19 protein-coding genes are annotated in these 23,163 nt (G+C 48.2%); 17 read left to right on the top strand and 2 right to left on the bottom strand.

Features of this window, described 5'->3' with window-relative positions:
• The first annotated feature begins 85 nt into the window (after positions 1-85).
• From BVG16_RS28260 to BVG16_RS28250, 3 genes are all read left to right on the top strand, one after another.
• Positions 86-1,543 (top strand): helix-turn-helix domain-containing protein, encoded by a 1,458-nt coding sequence (locus tag BVG16_RS28260; RefSeq protein WP_233147199.1) that lies wholly within the window; start codon positions 86-88, stop codon positions 1,541-1,543.
• A 95-nt stretch (positions 1,544-1,638) separates the two neighbouring features.
• On the top strand, positions 1,639-2,640 hold the full coding sequence (locus tag BVG16_RS28255; RefSeq protein ID WP_078502548.1) for an ABC transporter substrate-binding protein: 1,002 nt from the start codon (positions 1,639-1,641) through the stop codon (positions 2,638-2,640).
• A 214-nt stretch (positions 2,641-2,854) separates the two neighbouring features.
• Positions 2,855-3,760 (top strand): phosphotransferase, encoded by a 906-nt coding sequence (locus BVG16_RS28250; protein ID WP_078502547.1) that lies wholly within the window; start codon positions 2,855-2,857, stop codon positions 3,758-3,760.
• A gap of 99 nt (positions 3,761-3,859) precedes the next feature.
• On the opposite strand, the gene BVG16_RS28245 is transcribed toward BVG16_RS28250, so the two are convergent.
• Positions 3,860-4,957: an alpha/beta fold hydrolase gene (locus BVG16_RS28245; RefSeq protein ID WP_078502546.1), complete on the bottom strand. Its 1,098-nt coding sequence runs from the start codon at positions 4,955-4,957 to the stop codon at positions 3,860-3,862.
• Positions 4,954-5,547, bottom strand: a complete 594-nt coding sequence (locus tag BVG16_RS28240) for a TetR/AcrR family transcriptional regulator (protein WP_078502545.1) — start codon at positions 5,545-5,547, stop codon at positions 4,954-4,956. Before BVG16_RS28240 ends, BVG16_RS28245 begins: the two co-directional genes overlap by 4 nt.
• Positions 5,548-5,802: 255 nt before the next feature.
• Between BVG16_RS28240 and BVG16_RS28235 the strand changes: the two genes are divergently transcribed.
• From BVG16_RS28235 to BVG16_RS28170, 14 genes are all read left to right on the top strand, one after another.
• Complete coding sequence (locus BVG16_RS28235) at positions 5,803-7,122, top strand: helix-turn-helix domain-containing protein (protein ID WP_078502544.1); 1,320 nt, start codon at positions 5,803-5,805, stop codon at positions 7,120-7,122.
• 98 nt (positions 7,123-7,220) lie between these two features.
• Positions 7,221-8,237, top strand: a complete 1,017-nt coding sequence (locus BVG16_RS28230; RefSeq protein ID WP_078502543.1) for an NAD-dependent epimerase/dehydratase family protein — start codon at positions 7,221-7,223, stop codon at positions 8,235-8,237.
• Entirely contained in the window at positions 8,237-9,307 is a 1,071-nt protein-coding gene (locus BVG16_RS28225; protein WP_078502542.1) for a dihydrodipicolinate synthase family protein, read from the top strand. The genes BVG16_RS28230 and BVG16_RS28225 overlap by 1 nt, the downstream gene beginning before the upstream one ends.
• Positions 9,308-9,324: 17 nt before the next feature.
• Complete coding sequence (gene sdaAB / locus BVG16_RS28220; RefSeq protein ID WP_078502541.1) at positions 9,325-10,008, top strand: L-serine ammonia-lyase, iron-sulfur-dependent subunit beta; 684 nt, start codon at positions 9,325-9,327, stop codon at positions 10,006-10,008.
• Positions 10,005-10,889, top strand: coding sequence for an L-serine ammonia-lyase, iron-sulfur-dependent, subunit alpha (sdaAA, locus tag BVG16_RS28215; protein ID WP_078502540.1), 885 nt, complete (start codon positions 10,005-10,007; stop codon positions 10,887-10,889). Before sdaAB ends, sdaAA begins: the two co-directional genes overlap by 4 nt.
• Before the next feature lie 2 nt (positions 10,890-10,891).
• A complete protein-coding gene (locus BVG16_RS28210) occupies positions 10,892-12,067 on the top strand; it encodes a M20 metallopeptidase family protein (protein WP_078502539.1) in 1,176 nt (391 codons plus the stop codon).
• Between the two features lie 33 nt (positions 12,068-12,100).
• Positions 12,101-13,003, top strand: a complete 903-nt coding sequence (locus BVG16_RS28205) for a Gfo/Idh/MocA family protein (RefSeq protein WP_198957548.1) — start codon at positions 12,101-12,103, stop codon at positions 13,001-13,003.
• A 304-nt stretch (positions 13,004-13,307) separates the two neighbouring features.
• Positions 13,308-14,921 (top strand): extracellular solute-binding protein, encoded by a 1,614-nt coding sequence (locus tag BVG16_RS28200; protein ID WP_078502537.1) that lies wholly within the window; start codon positions 13,308-13,310, stop codon positions 14,919-14,921.
• Between the two features lie 121 nt (positions 14,922-15,042).
• Complete coding sequence (locus BVG16_RS28195) at positions 15,043-15,987, top strand: ABC transporter permease (protein WP_408635393.1); 945 nt, start codon at positions 15,043-15,045, stop codon at positions 15,985-15,987.
• Positions 15,981-16,844: a carbohydrate ABC transporter permease gene (locus tag BVG16_RS28190; RefSeq protein ID WP_078502536.1), complete on the top strand. Its 864-nt coding sequence runs from the start codon at positions 15,981-15,983 to the stop codon at positions 16,842-16,844. Before BVG16_RS28195 ends, BVG16_RS28190 begins: the two co-directional genes overlap by 7 nt.
• Positions 16,845-16,917: 73 nt before the next feature.
• Entirely contained in the window at positions 16,918-19,164 is a 2,247-nt protein-coding gene (locus BVG16_RS28185; protein WP_158081823.1) for a helix-turn-helix transcriptional regulator, read from the top strand.
• Between the two features lie 17 nt (positions 19,165-19,181).
• Positions 19,182-20,177, top strand: coding sequence for a zinc-dependent alcohol dehydrogenase (locus BVG16_RS28180; RefSeq protein ID WP_078502534.1), 996 nt, complete (start codon positions 19,182-19,184; stop codon positions 20,175-20,177).
• A gap of 41 nt (positions 20,178-20,218) precedes the next feature.
• On the top strand, positions 20,219-21,418 hold the full coding sequence (locus tag BVG16_RS28175) for a GNAT family N-acetyltransferase (protein WP_078502533.1): 1,200 nt from the start codon (positions 20,219-20,221) through the stop codon (positions 21,416-21,418).
• Between the two features lie 89 nt (positions 21,419-21,507).
• Positions 21,508-23,160: an S-layer homology domain-containing protein gene (locus BVG16_RS28170; RefSeq protein WP_158081822.1), complete on the top strand. Its 1,653-nt coding sequence runs from the start codon at positions 21,508-21,510 to the stop codon at positions 23,158-23,160.
• Positions 23,161-23,163: the final 3 nt, after the last annotated feature.

Raw genomic sequence — 23,163 nt, 5'->3', positions numbered from 1 at the left:
TGAAGAAGCACTTAATATACGTCAGAACGATTTAGAGCCTTGTTACCGAATTCTAATCATAGGGGATGGAGAAGGAATACTCCATATGGATGAACAATCACACCCAATATCAAGAGGAAGCCTATTCCTATCGAATACCGAGCCGCAACTAACGTTAGAATGCAAGAAGCAGTCTCTCTTGCGGGGGATCTATATAGAATATCGATGCCTATCCATGGACGGCCCCCAAGCTTATGGACTGAAGCATCCTGCACCTCTACATCGTATTCCAGCCGAGATCCTAAGCCTTGCCGAAGAACTCGAAAGTATCTGGCGGGATCCACAGCTCGGGGGACCTTTTCGAATGCAACAGCTATTTATTGAGCTGCTACGCGAGATATATACGGAGCTTGAATCCAGACAACCTTCATCCCATTCGTGGATAGAACAAGCTTTGCTCTATATAGAAGCAAATTTCAATAAAGATCTTACACGAGATCAGATGGCTGATCTGGCAGATGTCAGCCCAGAGCATTTCTCACGCATGTTTCGTAAGCACACTGGGCGTACCTTTAATGCCTATCTGACGCTGCTTCGGATTCGCTGTGCGCAAAAACGCATCTTGACCGGTTCCCCGGACTTGAATACGCTGGCCCAAGATGTAGGCTATAAGGATGGCTTTTATTTAAGCCGCAAATTCAAAGAATCCGTAGGCATATCACCGACAGCCTATAAACGCCAACCCAAACGAATCGTCGCGTTGAACCTCAACCATACCGCCATGCTATTGGCACTAGGCATCAGACCGGAGCTAGGTGTCTATACGCCCTGGCTGGAGCAGGCTCAAAACAAAAAAAACATGAGCATAGGAAGCAATTTCAATCCAAACGCATACACACCCGCTGCCTACTATGACGCCGTCGCTTCCTCCCATCCGGATGTCATTATTAGCTACAATACGGCAGAAGAGAACAATAGCCTGCTTTCCTTAGCACCAATCCTAGAATTGCCGTTCAAGACGATGAGTTGGCGCGAACAATTCCGCCTGATTGCAGATACGATGAATATGCAATCGATAGCAGATGATTGGCTCTCGCAGTATGACGAGCTCGTCAATCGTATGAACAATCAACTTGACCGCGTACTCGGTGAGCGGGGAACCGCTGTTGTCTGGGAAATCTGCCCGCGCAAAGCTTACTGTTTCAGCAGTAGTTATGGTCGGGGAAGCCAAATTCTGTATCATGATCTCGGCTTTCGCCCTCCATCGCGGCTTGTGGAGCGACATATAACCGCGCATGGGTATCTTGAAGTAGACATTGAATATATCGCTTCGTATCCAGCAGACCATATCTTCATTACTTCGCTGCCTTCCTATCAAGATGATCAACAACGCGTAAATCGATTGTTCCATTCACAGAAATGGTGTGACTTAGAGCCAGTCCGCCGCAATCGCGTATATCTGATGAACCAGCCCGAATTGTTCTTCGGATATGACCCCATCTCTTCACAAGCACAACTACACGAGCTGATGAAGGCGCTAACGACACATCACAAATATGCATGAGCAGACATCATATTTAGGCATAGTCATTTAAAGGGATAGGCTGTAAAGTTTATTCGAGAATGATTATCATTGTCGTTATATAAGGGGGATTCAACGTGTTTTCTATACATCAATTCAGCAGACGCAGTCTAGCACTTATCACTACCATGCTTATACTGGCATGTATCGTCACCGCTTGCGGATCAGCAGAGGCAGGGAACAATGGTAAGGAAACTGCACAGACCGGAACTACGGCTCCATCGCAAGAAGTGAGCGAGCGTCCATCGGAAGAACCGAAGGTTAGAACGGTCTCTACCATACATGGAAATATCGAAATTCCGGTTCATCCGCAGCGAATCGTGGCTGAAGAATATTTAGGCAGTCTTATCGCTCTAGATGTTATTCCGGTTGGCGCACCGGGCCTCACGATACAAAATTATTATTTCAAGGAATCTCTGGTCGGCGTTGCGGATATAGGGGACTACGGGAAGCCTTCGGTCGAGAAGGTCGTTGAACTGAATCCCGACCTCATCATCACGGGCAATGGGGATAACTACGATCAACTTAGCAAAATCGCACCCACGGTCGTGATTCCATACGGGGATTTAAAGAATGCGCACGAAGAGTTAACTTACTTTGGTACCCTGTTCGACAAGGAAAACGAGGCCAAAATCTGGCTGGAGGGATATGACCGGCGCATAGCGGCAGCCAAAGCCAAAGTCGATGCCGCCATACCGGCTGATTCCTCATTCAGCATTATGGAAGATGGACAAAAATCGACTTGGGTATATGGCGATAACTTTGGCCGCGGCGGCCAACCCATCTATCAAGCCTTAGGACGTAAACCGCCAGCCGAAGTTGCTGATGAAATCATCAAGAAACAATGGGCCGAGATCTCGGCCGAAATGTTAAGCAAATATGCCGGTGATTATATTATCATGACTTCCAACCATCGTACGATTGAAGACTTCAAGGCCGATCCGATTTGGGGCAGCCTTCCCGCAGTAAAGAACCATCATATGTATGTATGGCCCGAAGGGCGATCCTGGTATTATGATCCGCTAGCCGTTCTTACACAGACGGAAGAATTAGCGGACTGGCTCTCCAAACAAAAATAATCACACGATAAAGGCGCTTGGGCCACAGTTTTGTAATCTAACTCATAACTGTGGCCCAAGTGCCGTATACCTTATTCACCCCCTCTCGCAATCGGATTCTCCGGATAGCTCACCCAATCGCTCCAGCTTCTTATCCCCCACGAACCCCTATACTTTTCTTTGTATTGGTGAGAAAATTTGATCTGTAAGAAAAAAATAATACAGGAGGAAATATATGATTCCAGAACGTCTATCTGCTTATTACTCAGTAACTCCCTTACTTGGTGAAATATCTGAATGGTCGCTTTTGAGGAAATGGTCACTTTCGGAAGTATACAGGGTAAGATTGAAATCAGGTGAATCTCGTATTATCAAATGGGGTGGAAAAGAAATGGCTGGGGAAGCAGACATCTACCAGCGGCTAGTGAGTCCCTTAAAGATAAGATCGCCCCACATTTTTGGGTTTTTTGAATTGGAAAATAGCGCAATTATGATTATGGAGGATGTTGGAAGAGATAATTTGGAACAGCAGCCCAGCCCAGATCTTTTTCTAGAAGCAGCAAGGGAGTTAGCAAGACTACGAGAGGCAGCATCGGCTAATCTGGAGAAAAACCTTCCAAGCGAAATCATTCGTTCATACACGATATCGGCCGCAGACTTGCTTGCACTTTTAGATGATCTTCTTCGGTCGCACCGTCTTTCGGGAAGCAATACGCTTTTAAAACTACAAAACACATTTCCACGCGATCTTAATAAGTTGTATCAGACACTCCCTCTTACGCTTGTCCATCATGATTATCATGCTAAGAACCTTTTAATTCAGGGCAATTGTATTATGCCGATTGACTGGTCATTATCTTATTTAAGTCCTCATCTCGGTGATTTATATTGTTTAATTACTGAAGCATGCGCTTGGAGCAACGTATCGAAGCAGGATATTCTATCCGCATTTCGTAATGAGGTTCGAACTGATTTATCTGTAGAAGAGCTTAACTGGCAAGTAAGAGTCGGTGGGATATGTTGGCTTGTTAAGACTCTGAAATGGCTTGTATATGGAGGGACTGACACCATTCCGGGTTCAGAAGCGTGGATCCCTGATTTGATGATCGATTTAGAAGGCCTCATGGAAGAGACCGACTAAAGTTCTTGTTTGCATGCTGTCGAACGGAAAGCCCAAAAGAGGGCTGTGAACAGCCCACCTCTTGGCAACCTGTCAGAGCCCTTGAGCCCGTGCAGAGACTCACTTGGCCGTCGCCATACCATTCGTTCGCTCCAAAATATCAAATAACGCCTCATTGAATTTCTCCTTCTGGTCAAGCATGGCAATATGACCCGCATCCGGGATGGAGTAAAACAGCTTAAGCGGCGCTTGTATTGTTGAAAAGAATTCCTGTGCCAGCGGATAAGGTGTTTGCCAGTCCTGCTCGCCATGGATATAAAAGACAGGCACTTCAAACGTTGCGCCCATAGATGACAGATCGAACGATTCCATTAAATATTTCCAAATATGACGATGTCCATCACCAAATGCTCCGGAGATGAAAAAATATCTCATATCCTTGAGCGTATAAAATGGTGAACATAAAGCATTGATGATAAGCTCTCTCGTAGGTCCAGCCGATAACTTATACTTTCTTTGAAATTTGCGTACCTTCGTAAGTTTCCTGATCATTTCGTCATGGAATGCGAGCGGAGGGTAAGGTTTCAAACGAAGAAGAGCTCGATAATCGTTGTCGTTGCCCGCTTCTTTCGCCGCTTCCAGTACTTTTTCATAGCCTACGCGTTCATTGTCAATCATATTGACAACCTGCCCAACGCCGATATAAGCCTGCACAAGCTCCGGATATTTTTTACTGAACAGACTGCCTAGCACCGAGCCCCATGAATGTCCCAAAATGATAATCTTCTCTTTGTGATACTTTTTTTTCAAATATTCCACAATTTCATATGTATCCTGAACGATACGATCAACTGTGGTTGTTGGCGCAACTTGTTTCGGATCATTATTGAAATAGGTTTTGCCGCTATTTCTTTGATCCCAATGTACGACCGTGACACGCTTCTCCCATGGGATCTGAAACTCTTGGGCAAACGGCAGTATAGGCTCCCCTGGCCCGCCGTGCAGAAACAGCATCACAGGATTATCAATGTCCTCGCCCCGATGATGCAAATATTGCGAAATGCCGCCGATGGTTACGAATTCTCTGCAATCAATGCCATTACTCATGGGAGTGATCCGAATTTGATTTGCCTTCTTCTTTTTCTTGTACTGGACAAACAGAACCAAATAAACCATCAATACAAGCAATCCGCCTAAAACGATCCATAAAATGCTCATTGCTTTGCTCCCCCCGCCATATAGTCGGCAATGGAATGGACCAGTATATCCAAGGCCTTCTCTCTTCCCCGCTCACCAAAAGGCATATCTGTCGATCCAATAAAATGGAGTGTATTCATTAAATAGGCAAGCACATCCATCTCGCATCTCGATTCGTCAATGCCGCAAAGCGACAGCGTCCTGCTAAAAAAGTCGTTAGATTTTGATGCTTCCGAGTCTGCCGCCTCATCTGGAAGCTTGCGAAGCAGATACTCAATATCCGATGGAGAAACGTAGAAAACAATACTGTCCGCTGCCAAATAGATTTCCTTCAATGCCTTTACAATCCGCTCTTTCAATCTTATTTTTTCGGACAAAACGGACTCTACTTTCTCAAACATTCTATTCTCGCTCTTTTTTATGATCGTATAGAGAAGTTCTTCTTTGGAGCTGTAGTACGAGTAAAAGGAACCTTTACCGATATTGGTCGCAATGGTGATATCCTCCACAGTAACCCGCTTTACGCCTTTCTTACGAATCAATTCAATCCCTTTGGTATACATCGCTTCTATCACCATTTCTTTTTCATGTTCGGTGACAATTTTAGGCATAATCCCCCTCCTTTTAATGACTATAAATTAATAATTCAGTCAATAAAAATATATTAGCCTCTTTTTCCGCTTCTTACAAGATGTTTTTAAACTTATTTCAAGGTTCTTTTAAAGTTGATTTAAGTTCGCTAATATAGAGCTAAGATTACGATTTAGGAGTTGTGGGAGGATACAGTGTTGGCGTGTATGCATTGAAACGACAAAAACCGGCACAGGCCAAAGAGAAACTCTCAATGAAAGGAATGATTAGCTAACATGCAAATCAAGATTGGCATCATTGGAATGCAGCAAGTCGTAGACAAGCTATTACAAGTGATTAAGGCGTTCCCGACGTTTACACCGGTGGTTCGGATTGTGAACGACGTGGATGAAGTCCCCTCCGTTGCTGAGACATTGATGATGGAGGTAGAGGTACTTCTTTTATTCGACGCGCAAGCACATCGTAAGGTCAAAGATCATGTGAACGCAACGATTCCGGTGCATTATGTCCCGTTAACGGGAACAGGTCTTTATAAAACATTATTTCGTGCCCTGCAGACGGATCACCTGAGCGGCGGTATTTCCATCGATTCGCTCACGAAATCCATGGTGATGAATGTCCTGACAGACCTAGGGATCGAACATACCCAGGTAGTTGTCTATAACGGACCCGCGCATGCCTCGCCGGACAAGCTATTTGTATTCCACCACAATCTACTGAACACGGGAGTTTGTTCATTTGCCATTACCGGGGTGGAATCGGTTGCCCGCAGATTGTCGGCCGCTCAGGCAGCGAATGAATGGCTTATTCCTTCGGACCAGGATATGAGCGTGACACTGGAGCGTGCGCTTCTATCTACGGAATCGCGCCGTATCAAGGAATCGCAGATTGTCGTCGGCATGATAAAGGTGGATGAGTTCGGCAAGCTGGTCATGAAACGCAATAACGAGCATGAGGTACAGAAGCTGAAGCTGGACATACACCGCATGGTACTCGACTATGTCGAATCGCTGGACGGCTATTTGACGCCCATCGGTGGAGATGAGTATTTATTTTTCACGACAAGAGGCATATTCGAGAGGGAAACCGGCGGCTACAAGACGATTCCGCTAGCTAAAGACGCCAGCTTATCGTTCGGAATCTCCTTGAGCTTCGGCGTCGGATTCGGGACATCGGCCAATGAGGCGGGAACCCATGCGCGGGCTGCGCTCCGCAAATCGAGGGAAGCCGGGGGAAATACCTGCTTTATTATCCGCGAGGATCTGACCTTGATCGGGCCGCTCGAAATGTCAGATCCAATACAAACCGTGCTGTCGCCAACGCATACCGCTTTGATCAAGAAAGCGGAGGACGCCGGCATGACAAGCGCTTATTTAAGTAGGCTGCTCTCTCATACCTCGAAATTCGGCAAATACGAATATACGGTTCACGAACTTGCCACTCTGCTTGATATTACAGTAAGAAGCGCACACCGTCTGCTGCTCCTCTGGATCGATAACGGGCTCGTTGATATTTCCAGCATGGAGAAGGTGCCGAAGGGAAGACCGCGTCAAATTTACCGTTTCTCTTTTTTGAAGGATCAGACGATGATGTAATGGATTTGCCGATTTAAAGACGATTTATAGATTTGTCTTTATATCCCTCCTGTCGGTATGATGGAGACAGATCCACATGGAGAAAGGGGAAAAGCGCATTGAAAACATTAGCGGAATTGGAAGCAAAGCTAGCCGATCCTTCCGAGGCATTGGTAAAAGACTTATCTTCAGTAGACGGTGATATCCTGATTCTTGGCGTCGGCGGAAAAATGGGACCGAGCCTGGCCCGGTTGGCGCAAAATGCGGTTCGTGAAGGCGGATTGAACAAGCGCGTGATCGGCGTATCGCGGTTTTCAAACGAAGAAGCAAGACGCGAGCTGGAGGATGCCGGGGTCGAGACGATTTCCTGTGACCTGTTGAATGATGATGAGCTGAAGCAACTGCCTCATGCCGATAACATTATTTATATGGCAGGCAATAAATTCGGAACAACAGGCAGAGAGTATTTCACTTGGGGCATGAATACCTACTTGCCGGGCAGAGTAGCGGAGAAATATAAGGATTCCCGGATCGTCGTGTTCTCATCGGGTAATATTTACCCTTTCATGCCGATCGGCAGCGGCGGAGCCAGCGAGTCAGTAACTCCCGAACCGATGGGAGAATATGCACAGTCCACCTTGGGCCGTGAGCGTATTTTTGAGTTCCATTCCCATAAAAACGGGACCCCGATGCTGTTCTATCGCTTGAATTATGCGATGGATATGCGCTATGGCGTGCTGCTCGAAATCGCAAAGTCCGTCAATGAACAACGTGCCATTAACCTGACCATGGGACATGCGAACGTGATTTGGCAGGGAGATGCCAATCAGATGGCGCTGCGCTGCCTGACGGAATGTACGAATCCGCCTAGCATTATGAACATTACAGGGCCTGAGACGATGTCGATCCGCTGGGCTGCTGAAGAATTCGCCAAGCGGCTCGGGAAGGATGCGATATTCGAAGACACGGAATCTGAGCTGGCGCTGCTGAATAACGCCTCGAAATCGCATCAGCGCTTCGGCTATCCTTCGGTATCCTTGCTTCAAATGATCGATTGGCTCGCGGAATGGATTCAAGCGGGCGGAACGACGTGGAATAAACCCACCCATTTCCAGGAAAGAAAGGGGAAATTCTAATGGCTGCTGCAACACTGTCACCTGAATTGTTCAAAGCGCTGCATGAGGGACTCGTCATACCGGCGCATCCTTTGGCGCTGGATCAGAATCGGCAATTGGACGAACGTCATCAACGGGCGCTAACCCGTTATTATGCGGCTTCAGGAGCAGGCGGGATCGCGATTGGCGTTCATTCGACGCAATTTGAAATCCGCGATGAACCGTACAATTTATATGAGCCTGTACTTCGGATGGCTGCTGAAGAAATCGCGAAAGCGAATATAGCGCGTCCATTCCTTAAGGTAGCAGGTATTTGCGGACCTACGGAGCAGGCCATAAGCGAAACGCTGTTAGCGCAATCGCTTGGTTATGATGCGGCTCTGCTGAGCATGGGCGGTCTTGTTAACTGGAGCGAACAAGATATTCTGGAGAGAACGAAGCAGGTTGCAGCGATCATGCCTGTGATCGGCTTCTACTTACAGCCATCCGTAGGCGGCCAACTTTTCAGCTTCGACTTTTGGTGCAAATTTGCGGAAATCCCCAACGTCGTTGCCATCAAAATGGCGCCATTCAATCGCTACCAGACGATTGATGTTGCCCGTGCCGTGTGCTATTCAAGCAGACGCGATGAAATTGCGCTATATACAGGAAATGATGACAATATCATCAATGATCTGTTAACGACTTATCGTTTTGAAGTAGAAGGCAAGACGGTAGAGAAAGCTGTTGTTGGCGGCTTGCTTGGCCATTGGGCCGTGTGGACGAAAAAAGCCGTAGAACTGCTGGAGGAAATCAAGCTTGCCCGTGCTAACGGCGAAATATCGAAAGAATGGCTGACGCGAAACGTGCAAGTGACGGATACAAATGCAGCATTTTTTGATCCGGCGCACCATTTTGCAGGCTGTATCCCAGGGATTCATGAAATACTGCGCCGTCAAGGGTTGCTGCAGGGCACATGGTGCCTGAATCCGAATGAAACCTTGTCTCCGGGACAATTGGAAGAGATTGATCGCGTCTATCGGGAGTATCCACATCTGCACGATGATGCGTTTGTATCTGAGCATCTTACAGCGTGGCTTAGCGACAAATAAAAGCGGAGGGCTTAAGCATGCGGTTTAAGGATGTATTTTCGATTATCGGTCCGAGCATGGTAGGCCCCTCCAGCTCCCATACCGCCGGAGCCGTTCGCCTTGGAAGAACGGCCCGCCATGCGCTTGGGGCGCTGCCGGAGCGTGCAGAGATCATTTTTTACGGCTCCTTCGCTGCAACCTACCGTGGTCACGGTACGGATCTTGCGATGATTGCCGGTCTACTGAATTACGATACCGATGATATGCGGATCAGGGATGCTTATGACCTCGCCAAGGATGCCGGTATGGAAGTAGATGTTCGTTCAGCCCAGAAGGTCGGGGTACATCCCAATACAGCAACAATGATACTTCAGCGGGGGGAGCACAGGATTTTCGTGACGGGCAGCTCCATCGGCGGCGGCAATATTGAGATCGTCAGCATCGATGATTTCGACGTGAAATTTACGGCGATCTATCCGACCCTACTGATCTTTCATGCTGACCGGCGCGGGATTCTGGCTGAAATGATGGATATTTTCAAGCATGCCGATGCCAATATCGGCTATATGGAGGTTGACCGAAAGTCCAGAAGCGGCGATGCCCTCACCGTGATTGAGAGCGATGAGATATTGGACTGCGAATTTATCGGCAGGATTGCCGAAATATCTGATGTTTACAGGGTTCGCCTTATTCATCTCACCGCTAAGGGGGATAGCATATGAGGTTTACGAATTTAGAGCAATTGATTCGGTTATGTGAAGAGGAATCGGTCACGATCGGACAGCTGATGATGACGGAGCAGGCCGCCGAGACGGGAAAACTCGCTCAGCAAGTGATAGAACAAATGGCCGCGTATTATGAAATTATGAAAGAAGCGGTTCACAAAGGGATTGAGAGCGACGCGAAACCCCGCAGCGGATTAACGGGCGGCGATGCCAGACGGGTTCATTCGTATTTGCATAACGGCGTTCCTTCTCTAGGAGCGGAATCCTGCACCGCGATGGCCTATGCTTTGGCAGTTTCTGAAATAAATGCCTCCATGGGGCGGGTTATAGCTACGCCGACGGCAGGATCCTGCGGCATCATTCCAGGCGTGTTCGTCAGCTCGCAGGAGCGTTTTGGCTGGAGCGATGCGTATATGGTCCAGGGGCTTTTCAGCGCGGGAGCCATAGGTTACGTTATCGCCAATAATTCGTTCGTGTCGGGTGCCGAAGGCGGATGTCAGGCTGAGATAGGCTCTGCGATCGGCATGGCGGCCGGAGCATTGGTGGAGCTGCGCGGCGGCACGCCGGAACAGGCGGTGCATGCGGTCGGATTGGCGCTCAAAAATACGCTTGGCCTTATATGTGATCCGGTCGCAGGCCTAGTTGAAATCCCTTGCATCGTCAGGAACGGCTTCGGTGCCGTCACGGCAATGGCCGCTGCGGATATGGCGCTCTCAGGCATTAAAAGCGTCATTCCATCGGATGAAGTCATCGATGTTATGCTAGAGGTGGGAAGCGCCATGCCTGAGAAGCATCGTGAGACGGCTTTAGGCGGTCTTGCGCAGACACCTACGGGCAGAAAGATGATGAAAGAACTTTATGCTAATGAGGAGGGTTGACGATGACTTTGTCAACATTCGTTCAATCGGGCAAGCAGCTTGAGGCGGAATTGATCGCATTTCGCAGGGACCTGCACCGTTTTCCCGAACTCAGCCTGCAAGAGTCGGAGACGGCTGCCAAAGTTGCCGAGCAGCTTAAGCAGCTCGGACTCGAATTTCGGGCCGGAGTCGGCGGATTCAGCATTGTCGCTGAACTGAAGGGGGAGCAGCCGGGGCCGGTCATTGCGCTTCGTGCCGATATGGATGCCCTTCCGATTCATGAGCAATCGGGTCTCGAGTTCGCCTCTACCCGCCCGGGTATGATGCATGCATGCGGACATGATGCGCATACGGCCATTTTGCTTGGCGCGGCCAAACTGCTTGCAGCCGTAAAAATAAAGGGCACCGTCCGCTTTCTATTTCAAGCGGCCGAGGAGATTAATGCGGGGGCGAAGGCGATGATTGCGCAGGGGGCACTGGAGGGCGTCGATGAGATCTATGGCCTGCATAATCTTCCGACGCTGCCAGCGGGAATGACGGCTACACGCTGCGGTTCCTTGATGGGTTCTGTGGACCGGATCGAAATTCATCTAGAGGGCCGAGGCGGACATGGCGCGATTCCGAACCAGAGCATAGATCCGGTCGTGTGCGCTTCGGCCATCGTCATGGCGCTGCAGAGCATTGTCAGCAGAGAGATGTCTCCCTTCGATCCCGTCGTGGTCACGATCGGCAGCATCAAATCGGGAGAAGCGAACAATGTCATTCCGCATTACGCGGAAATGACGGGGACGATTCGCACATTTGATGCGAAGGTTCAGCAGCAAATGCCTGAAAGAATAGAACGGATCGTGAAGCAAATTGCCGAAGCTTACCAATGTAAGGCGAAGCTTCATTACATCGAGCAAACGCCGGTCTTGGTGAATCATGATGAATGCGTGAGCCATGTTGAGCAAGTGATTGACCGCATGATCGGAACTGAGCGGAGAGTCGTGGCGGATCCGACCTTGGCGGGTGAGGACTTCTCCGTCTATTTGCAGCATGTGCCAGGCTGCTTCTTCTGGCTGGGCTCGGGTCCTGCCGTTGACGCGAGCAGCGCTTACGGGCTTCATCATCCGAAATATGAACTGAATGAGGAATGCATTCCGCTTGGTGCCTCCTTGCTTGCGGCTATTGCACTACAGAGGTTGTCGGCGGACTAGCGACTAGCAGTTATCTGGAAAGGGGAGATCAAGGTGGATTCTATAAACATAGGTCTTGTTGGTACGGATTCCTCCCATTCTGTTGCATTTACGAGGCTGCTCAACGACCCAACCGACGCGAATCATGTGCCGGGAGGGAAAGTTGTAGCAGCTTTTTTAGGCGGGTCGCTAGACTTCCCGCTTAGCGCAGATCGGGTGGAAGGTTTTATGGCGACGCTCGAAACCGAGTTCGGTGTCCGGAAATTGGATAGTCCCGAGGAGGTTGCTGCGAATTGTGACGCCATCTTGCTTACATCCGCGGATGGCCGGGTACATCTGGATCAGTTCAGGCGGATCGCTCCATACGGCAAACCGGTCTTTATCGATAAACCGTTAGCGCTAAACAGCGGGGACGCCAAAGAGATATTTCGGATCGCCCAGCAGCATCAGCTTCCGTTGATGAGCAGTTCAGCTTTGAGATATGCCCAGCAAATATCGGATGATTTAGAACGTGGAGGCGCTGTGGCTGTGACTGGCGCTGATGTCGGCGGCCCTTTGGCCGTGGAACCCACACAATCCTACTATTATTGGTATGGCATTCATTCGGTTGAGCTCCTCTATGCTATTATGGGCAAGGGCTGCTCGGAAGTCCGTGTAACCACGACGGAAGATTATGATGTAATCGCTGCGATTTGGAAAGATGGGCGTTCGGGAACGGTCAGGCTCAGCCGCTTGCCTGAAACTCCCTTCAGCGCAATCATTCACCGGGAGGGACAAATCTCAGCGGTCGAGATTGATTTAGATAGAAAACCTGTTTATGCCAGCTTGCTTGAACAGGTTATGATTCTGTTCCATACGCAGACCCCTCCACTGGACTCAAAGGAGACCCTGGAAGTTATCCGTTTTGTAGAGGCAGCCGAGGAGAGCAGGCGATCGGGGAACCCTGTCCTTTTATAAGAAATTGGAATGCCCTGCTGATTTATATTCGTTTGATCAAATGGAATGAATTGTGGAAATACGGAAAGTAAAAAAAGCGAAATATTTATAAAGCATTTTCCACCTCTTTAGCTTTTTCCACACTAAGAAATCGCTTGATATATAAGGTTTTTCCTGGTTTTCCATCATATTTCGGGTCAAAAAACAACAGCAAATGAAAACGCTTCATTTACGAAATATTTTCCACCATCTACAATTTGAATTGTCCGAATGAACGCTTCGGGCACGAAGAAAATCATCACATATTACAAGGGGAGGAACAAACATGTCAAAAAGGATTCTCAGCATGGCGCTTGTCCTGATGTTAGCAGGTTCACTGCTGGCTGCATGCGGTTCGGGGAGCAACGACAAGAATGAGAAAGCTTCAAATGAAACAGCGAATGCGCCAAGCAACACAGTAGTGGAAGATACCTCGAAACAATATGGCGATACCGGGGGATTAAAGCTTCCGCTCGTCGATAAGCCAACGAAGATCACCTGGATGGTCGTTAGTGAAACGCCGCTTAACGACAAGCTGGTTGCGAAGGAAATTGAGAAACGCACGGGGATTACCGTAGAATTCCAAAACTATTCTTCGGCGACATTCGAAGACAAGCTTCGTCTGATCGTCGCATCCGGTAAGCTTCCGGATATTTTCAACGGGCTTAAACCTTCTGAGCTGAAGAAAATCGGCCAACAAAAAGCGGTCGTGGCTATCAATGACTATGTGGATATGCTGCCGAACTTCAAAAAATTATATGTTGATGAGAATCCATGGGTTGCCAATTCATTCGGCGATGAGAATAACAAGCTCTATTCATGGCCGATTTATAACATGAACCGCGACGTTAACCACGGCATGATGTATCGCAAAGATATTTTCGATAAAAACAATATTCCGGAATGGACCAATACGGAAGAGTTCTATCAGGCGCTGAAAAAATTAAAAGAAATTTATCCGGATTCCTATCCGATGGCTTCCAAAACGAAAGAAGATATCTTTCGAGATCTTGCTTACGGCTGGGGCATCGGCGGCATGAGCTATCCTGCCTATTATGCCGAGTCCGATAAAACATGGAAATTCGCCGGCACACAGCCGGAGTATAAAGAAATGATCGATTTCCTGAAAAAGCTGTATAACGAAGGGTTGCTGGACCAAGAATTCCTGACCGCTACGAGTGAATCCTGGACGGCCAAAATGACGACCGGCAAATCATTCGTGACATGGGACTGGATCGGACGTCTTGAACTGTTCTACAACCAAGTCAGCGCGGAAAATCCTGAGTATAACCTACGTTACGGCAATCCGGTCGGACCTACGGGCAACATCCGCACGCTGCCAAAGATCGATGCAGACTTCGGGATCTCGGTGGCCAATAACGCGAATAAAGAAGCTGCACTCAAATTGCTTGACTATTTAACGAGCCCATCGGGTTCAGAGCTGATTACGCTTGGTGTTGAGGGCGTAAACTTTAACTTCGATGACAAAGGTAAGCCGGTATATCCAGAATTAAAAGATCTAGCAACGGTAGAGATCAAAGCATTGGAAGAGAATTACGGCATGTGGGTTGAGGGCATGTACCTGAATCCGGATCATCGCTCTGTATACTACAACTTCACGGAGAAAGAACAAGAAGCTCAAGATAAGATTGTATCTGCCAACAAATTTGAACCGATGGATCCTATACTCAATCTAACCGAGGAAGAAATCGCTACAATTGCTGAACTGCAAACCTCGATTATGAAATCTATGAATGAATTTAATGCGAAGTATATCGTTAACAAGAACTATGGAGACAAGGAATGGGCTGATTGGCTGGCAAAAGCTGAGAAGATGGGTGCAAGCAAGTATGCTGACGTGTATAACCAGGCTCAAAAACGCTATGATGCCAATAAATAGAATAATTTAGGATGATTAGGATGATGAATGGCATGAAGGGCTTTATGCTCCAAAGTGCCATTCATCAGCATCCAGGAGGAGAAGAAACGTGCCAAACCCCAACACGGAGAAGGTCCTTACACTGAATAAGTCAACACTTACGTCACGGGTTACCGCGTCACTGACCGGGACGCTGAAGCATATGAAACGGGACAGACAGCTATTGGTCCTCTTTCTGCCATGCCTCATATTTTATGTTGTTTTCCGATACGGGCCAATGTTCGGCTTAACGATTGCCTTCAAGGACTATAGTGTATTCGAAGGCATCTTGGGCAGCAAGTGGGTCGGTCTCAAGCATTTCGTCAAGTTTTTCTCAAGCAATGATTTCGTGCTGCTGTTCAAAAATACGCTGGCATTAGGTTTTTTCAATTTGATATTCGGATTTCCGATTCCGATTCTTTTGGCGATCTCGCTCAATGAACTTCGGGTGAAGTGGCTTGGAAAATCAATTCAGACGCTTACCTATTTACCGGCATTTTTGTCCGTTGTCATTATTTGCAGCATGGTGATCGACTTTTTATCGCCAAGCAGCGGCTTGATCAACAAGCTGATTGCCGCGCTAGGATTTGAGAAAATTTACTTTTTGATTATGCCTGAGTGGTTCCGTACCATTTATGTCGCGTCGGATATTTGGGCGAACATGGGCTATGAAGCCATCATCTATCTCGCTGCGATCGCCGGTATTAGCCCAACGCTGTATGAAGCAGCCAGGGTGGATGGATGCAGCAGATTGAAGAGCCTTTGGTATATTACGATTCCTAGTCTGATGCCGACGATTCTCATTATGTTCATTTTGAAAACGGGCAATATGCTTCGTATCGGATATGAGAAGGTACTGCTGCTCTACACGCCGACGACATACGAAGTAGCAGATGTATTCTCCACTTATGTATACAGAAAAGGTTTGATTGAATCCAATTACAGCTATGCTGCCGCTGTTGGCATGTTTGAAGCTTTAATCGCCATGATTATGCTGCTGTCGGCAAACTTCATAAGCAGAAAGGCTGGAGGTAAAGGGCTATGGTAGGAGAATCAAAGCTTAACCTGTTCGGAGTCATCAACGCCCTGCTCCTATGCTGCGTTGGTCTTATTACGGTTTATCCGATCATTTATATTTTCTCGATATCGATAAGTGATACGGCTTCCGTTGTTCAGGGGAAAATCACTTTGTTTCCCAAAGGCATTAACTTTGATGCTTACTTGGATGTTCTAAAAGACGATCGGATACCGAGGGCGTACTTAAATACGATATTCTATACAGGATTCGGGACCTTTATCAACTTACTGCTGACTGCGATCGCGGCTTATCCGTTGTCCCGTCCTGATTTCATCTGGCGTAAATATTGGATGATAGGCATCGTGCTAACGATGTTCCTTAATCCGGGCATCATTCCGAATTATCTGATCGTACATGGGCTGGGACTTACCGATACGGTATGGGCACTCGTGATTCCAAATGCGATTTGGACGATGGAGCTCATCATTCTGAAGAGCTTCTATGAGAGTATGTCTTCGCAGGTCCGTGAATCGGCGCTGATCGATGGGGCCTCTGAATACAGGATCCTGTTCAACATTGTCATTCCGCTATCCAAGCCAGCGTTGGCGTCCATCGGGCTCTTTTATTTCATGGGCCACTGGAACAGCTTCTTCCTGCCGATGATTTATTTAACGGATTCAAGTATGTATCCGCTTCAGGTCGTTCTTCGAGATATGCTCATCTTCGATGAAGGCACAAAGACTGGATTGGTCGATGCGGCGGCACTCGCCCCGCAAGCGAAGAAGAATGCGACGATTGTGCTGTCGATGATTCCTGTCTTACTGATTTATCCGTTTGCTCAAAAATACTTTGCGAAGGGTGTCATGTTAGGTTCTGAGAAGGGATAAATAGGACGACGAAGTCATTTCTTCTTATGTATAATTGATTGGATAAACAATTATGAGAAAGGATGACTACTCCTTGAAGCGCTTTTTTACGAATCTGGGTATCGTGCAAATTTTTTGTTCGCTGCTCCTAGTCATCGGTATCATGTATGTATCCAATTATATTGTATACAAAAACTCCATCTCCGGTATCTATGAGAAAGTCGCACAAAACAACACTCTTGCGGTAAAAACAATGATTCAATCTTTCGACAACAGCTTTCGGACGATCAACAACATCATCCATACCATTCACGGGCTTCCTTATAGCAGTCTGGAATCGGAAGAAGACGGGCGTATTGACATGGCTAAGGTTTATACAATGCGGGATAGCATTGCAGCGCTCGTCTCCTCCGTGGATTTCATCGAGGAAGTCATCGTATTCTATGATGATATAGATCTGGCCATCACCTCCATCGGTACGAGCAGTCTCAGCCAATTGTTCGATAAGAAATACAAGCATGACTTGTATAACGAGAATTACTGGCGCACGTATATGAAGGGAAAAAACAGCTTTAAGGTGATGCCCGGGCAATATTTCAAAGTCGCAACGGATGCATCGTGGCAAAGGAAAAAGCTGATGATCGCCGCCGGCGGGAATAAGGTCCGGATTTCGAACAAAAACATCGTCCTTCTCATTGATGAGGCAGCCTTGCTGAAATATGTAAACCAGAAGCTGATGATTCCGGGCGCTTCGCTTATCGTACTCGATCAAGACCGCAGCGTGATTCTGAGTACGGACACGAATTCCGATTTATCGGGAATAATTGACGAGGTCTATTTCAATTCGTCCCAAGAAGCTTCTTTGAAGAAAGAAGACTATCAATACAACTTTTACAAGTCGGATTTTAACGATTTTGTTTATATCAATAAGGTGCCGTACCAGTTCCAGAATATCGATTCCGTCATCGGAGCCAATGAAATGATTATGTTATCAGCCATCATCAGCGCGGTCCTGCTGTCTGTACTTCTCAGCATTTATTTGAACAGGCCGGTCAAGAAGATCATTCGTCAGCTTGGCGGCACAAGCAGAGGGAATGATTTCCGCAAAATTTTAAGCGGCGTCGTGAAAATGCAAATGGAGATCGATGAGACCAGGCAACAATTGAAGCTAGCGGAGTCGGAAGCCCGCCGAAGCTTATTTCTGCAAGCTGTCGATGAATACGCTTACGCTGCCGATCATGATTTACAGCTGCAGAGCAGCTACAGCGATACCGTACACAGCAAATATTTTGTATTGATTATGTTTCATTTGGATCAGAAGGACAAAGAGCAGCAATCGGCAATGCCCGTGGAGAGAATCGCTGCGGTTCTGACTACGGTTCTGCAGGAGGAAAGTGATGATGTCCATGTGATCTATGACAAAAACCTTCATTTTGTCTCGTTTGTTGGCATGGGGCAGCCAAGTGATCGGGCCGTGCTGTTAAAGCGCCTGAAACGGTTGTGCGCGAATCTGGAACAGGAAGAGCTGCCGGGTTATTCGGTGTGGGCGAGCGTGAGCAAGCTGTATGCTGCCGAACTGATGAATTATCAGCTGGCATATCGCAGCGCCATGAATGGCTTGTTATACAGAGCCGTGAATGAACCGTCGAATGTGCTCGATGTAGAAAAGATTCATTACGGATGGAGTCTGTATTTCCCGTTCGATCGAATCGAAAAGCTGTCCAACTACATGTCGAATGGCAAGCTGCAGGAGGCCAAAGAGATCATTTCCGAGACGCTCAGGGAGAACGCGAAACGAAATGTCCATCATCACCAGATGGCGCATATCGCCAAAACGATGTTCCTGTACCTGCTGAGACATGCGAGTGTAACTGCCAACGCAGATGATGAAATGTATAAGCTGGAGCAGCAGTTTCTGCAGAGGATCGATTATGCCCATGATTATCTGGATATCGAGCGTGCCCTGATAGAAGCAGCGAAGCATATTGCCAAACACAGCAAACAGGAGGAGACGAACCGTCTCAATCCTAACTTTATTTCGCAGTACATCGAGCTGCACTATATGGAGAATTTATATCTGGATCAGATTGCGGAAATCTCGGGAACGTCGCCAAAATATTTTTCAAGCTATTTTAAAAGGACTTTTGGGATCAACTACGTTGAGTATCTCAATAAAGTGAGACTATCGCACGCGAAAGAACTGCTGAAGGACAGCTCCTTGTCGATCGGTGATATCGGGGAAAAGACAGGGTATATGAATTCCTCCACCTTCACGACGACATTCAAAAAGTATTATGGTATTTCTCCGAGTGAATATCGAAAACAAAATTCGAATGAATAATGTGGAGTGACTACGCGATGAAGACGATTGCTACACAGAATGGAAAAATTATAATTGCGGAGCGAGAGAAGCCGGTATTGCTGAACGGTCACGTCCTGATACGGACGATGTATTCCGCGATTAGTCCGGGTACGGAAATGATCTTTGTCAGGAAGGGTTCGGAGCAGCCCGCAACGCTTGGTTACAATGCCGTCGGCATTGTCGATCAGGTCGGGGAAGGCGTGGATCATATTCGGGCAGGCCAGCTTGTAGCCTGCTATGGCGCGCCCTATGTACATCATGCAGAATGGCTGGCCGTTCCAGCGAATTTGGTTGCCGCCGTGCCCGATCACGTCGATCCGCAGGAGGCTGCTTTTGCCGGTCTTGGCGCGATTGCTATTCATGCGCTTCGTATGGCTGATTTGCGGTTCGGAGAGTCGGTTGTCATCGTTGGGCTCGGTATACTCGGCAACCTCATCACGCAGATTGCCGGTGCGGCTGCTTACAGAACCGTAGGCCTCGATGTAAGAGGTGACCGGGTCGCCATGCTGCAAGAGCGCGGATTCGCTCATATGTATCAGGACCAGGCGGTAATGGAAGCACGACTCACGGATGCTGTCGGACGTTTTGGGGCGGATGCGGTTCTGCACTGTGCCAGCGGCCCAGGGGAGCATTTGATGAATAGCTCGATGAAATGGATTCGGGATCGCGGGAAAATCGTCATTGTCGGCGATTTGACGGCCGAGTTCTCCCGAGAGCTTATGTTCGGGAAGGAAGCGCAGGTGCTTATATCGCGCGCAGGCGGCCCCGGCCGGTATGACGCGCAGTATGAAAGGGAGAATCGGGATTATCCGATCGGCTATGTCCGTTGGACGGAGGGCCGAAACGTAGAGGAATACATTCGTTTACTTGCAGAGGGGCGAATCTCGATCAAGAAGCTCATCACAAATGTATATGCAATAGATGATGCCGCAGAGGCCTATGAGAATTATAGAAAGCCGACAGAAACAATCGCGACAGTCATCAAATACTAGGCAACAGCATTCACTCTTTTGCGATCGGAGGGCTAGATTCCATGACAAGCCAACAGTCAGAAATTCGCAGTATTGCAAACCGCGCTGAATTGGAAGCCGTTTATGACATGTTGGGAAATGTATTTCCCGATGGAAGAGACTTTTTCCAAAAGCGTATAGAACATGATTCAACTTACGATTTGTCCACCACCTGGATCGCCGCGCAGGAGCAGGATATCGCATCTACCGTACAACTCTTCCCTTTTATCGGCCGCCTGAACGATGCAGCGGTGAAAATCGGGGGGATCGGCAGCGTAGCTACGGTTCCTGAATATCGGGGACAAGGGCATTGCAGGCAAATTTTGCACCATATCACAGCATGGATGGAGCAGCAGGAATATGACCTCTCCCTGCTATTTGCCGTGATCAACCCGTTCTATGAGAAAGCCGGCTGGAGTATCGTTCCTGAGACGATGTACGAATTAGACATCGCTAGCATTTCGGCCAGCAGCAATTCTGAATATGATATTCTTCCGTTCGATTCGTCCTATACGGATGTTGTTTCCAGCATTTATGAGCAATTTAACGAGAATCGGACCGGTACGGTCATCCGTCCGGCCAGCCATTGGCAGGATCGTCTGCAATGGCCGAAATGGGAGGCAACCACTTGCCTGCTGGCTATGCGTGAAGGGGTTGTCGTAGCATACGGGCATATCACCAAGCCGGAGGAAGACGGAACGGTCTACTTGGATGAACTCTGCTACCTCAAGGGCGAGGATCGTGCTGCCCTCCCTTTGTTCCATGCCATGGCTGAACAGCGACCGGAAGCGACACGCATGCTGGCCAATCTTCCTGGCGATCATATCTTGATCGATCGTTTCCTGGCATGGGGGGCGGTGAAGAAGACGTTGCCTTATATGATGTGGAAAATCATCCGATTCCAGCCTCTACTGGCGAAGCTGGCTTCCGTCTTCCAGATTAGGCTGCAAAATAGTAGAGCGCATGCGGATCAATCCCTGCAAATCGAATGGGAATGCGCAGGACAACGGGCCTATTTTCATTACCTGAATGGGCAAGTTGCGGTCGAGCCTGCTCCGCGCGCGGAGATCGAATACCTCCGCATCAACTTAACGCAGGAGGAATTCATGCATCTGCTGCTGCAAGGGTATGACGAATCTGCTCTGGAACCGCAGCATTTATCTGTGCTCGAAGCCATGTTTCCAAAGCAAAACTCCGTCTTCTACCTTATGGATCGATTTTAGAGCTTTTCTTTTACTACTCCTTAGTGCCCCGCAATAGCTAGATTCATATTTGATATTCCATGTGTGATCCGAAGAAAGGAGAAATAAGGATGAAAAAAATGATTTTTGCCCTATGCCTGATCTTGTTCAGTTCAACGGTCTTCTCGATCGGAAGTACGGACGTAAGCGCGGCTGAAGGCTCACAGATTACACTCAGCAGCAACTCCAATAACGTTCGTATCGGGGATACGTTCAAGCTGCAAGTTGTTGGGGAACGGTTCAATGATCTCTTCGGCGTCGAGGTTGCGTTAACCTACGATGCTCAGGCTTTGCAGGTTTTGGATGTTAAAGCGGGTGATGCTTACGATTCCTTTGATGCCTATACGATCGATGCCAATGAGGGCAAGCTGTACCTTCCACTAGTCAGGAAGCAATTACAGCCTAATCCGCAAGCGTCTGTTCGTCTGGCAGAAATTACGTTCAAGGCAAGGCAAGAAAAAGACGCAGTGGTCAAACTCCAACATGTCAAAGCCGTGAGCAGTGAAAGGATTACCAATGAACAAGGATACAAAGATTTGAAATCGCTTACAACTGGGTTGGGTGCGGCTGTTACGGTCCAAATTTCAAAGCAGGACAGCGGTCAACCGGCGGTGGATACAACCGGTCAGACCGGATCAACGAATACACCAACTCCTCCAGTGTCCAAGGATATGTCTGAGATTCTGAATGCCATTTTGAAGGAAAAGGATCCGGTACGGGCTGCGGAGATGCTCCAGGTGCTGCTTAACGGGATGAAATCGGAGCCAGCATCAGCGGATAAGGAAGTCCTGCTGAAGGCTGCGGCAGCAACCCTTGAAGGACTTTCCCAGGTAGCTGTGAGCAAACAGGGAACGGGCATCGATGCAGTCTATGGCATTGCCGACGATGATTTGCGCCAGCGCGATGCATTGCTTCAAAGTATTAAAGCTTCTTTGTCCAAATGGACTATGAATTCTCCGCAAATCGCGCAGGTGCAGCTTAAGGCGGTTATGGGATATACACTGGCTGGACGGGATGCCAACAAACTTGGTGTATATCGTTATAACGCGACTGCCGGAACCTGGGATTATGTGCGGGGAGCCGTTCATCAGGCAGACGCCGGGAAATTCACGATTGGCGTAAAACAGGCAGGAACTTATCGCATCATGGAATACGCCAAGACCTATGAGGATACTTCCCGAATTTATGCAGAGGCCCAGTATGCGATTGATGTATTGACAGCCAGACATATCGTAAAAGGTACGTCGGAGATGCTCTTCTCCCCCGCCAAACAAGTGACCCGTGCCGAATTCTCTTCCATGATTGTGAGCGCGTTCGCTCTGGATCAGCTTGCGCAAGGCAGCAAGGCAGAGACCGTATATTCTGACGTTGCAGCGAATGCATGGTATTACGAATCGATTGAAACGTTGCGCCAGCTTCATATGATCAACGGATTTGGCGACGGCACATTCAGACCGAATGATCCGGTGACTCGCGAGCAGATGGTCGTTATTGCGATGAATGCATTGCAAACCCTGAGCCTGATTCCTGATAACATCGCGGCTTCCGGTGAGAAGTTCGCAGACGACGCGGCCATCAGTGGCTGGGCGAAGGACGCTGTAAACAAGGCAAGAGGCATGAATCTCGCATCGGGTACAGGGCAAAACCGGTTTGTACCGAAGCAGTCTTCGAATCGCGCAGATACGGCTGTGTTCATCTGGAAAATGCTTCAGCAATTGAACTAAAGG

Origin of the sequence: Paenibacillus selenitireducens (assembly GCF_002021565.1) — a bacterium.
Classification (GTDB): Bacteria; Bacillota; Bacilli; order Paenibacillales; family Paenibacillaceae; genus Paenibacillus_K; species Paenibacillus_K selenitireducens.
This window is presented reverse-complemented; position numbering and strand designations above follow the sequence as displayed.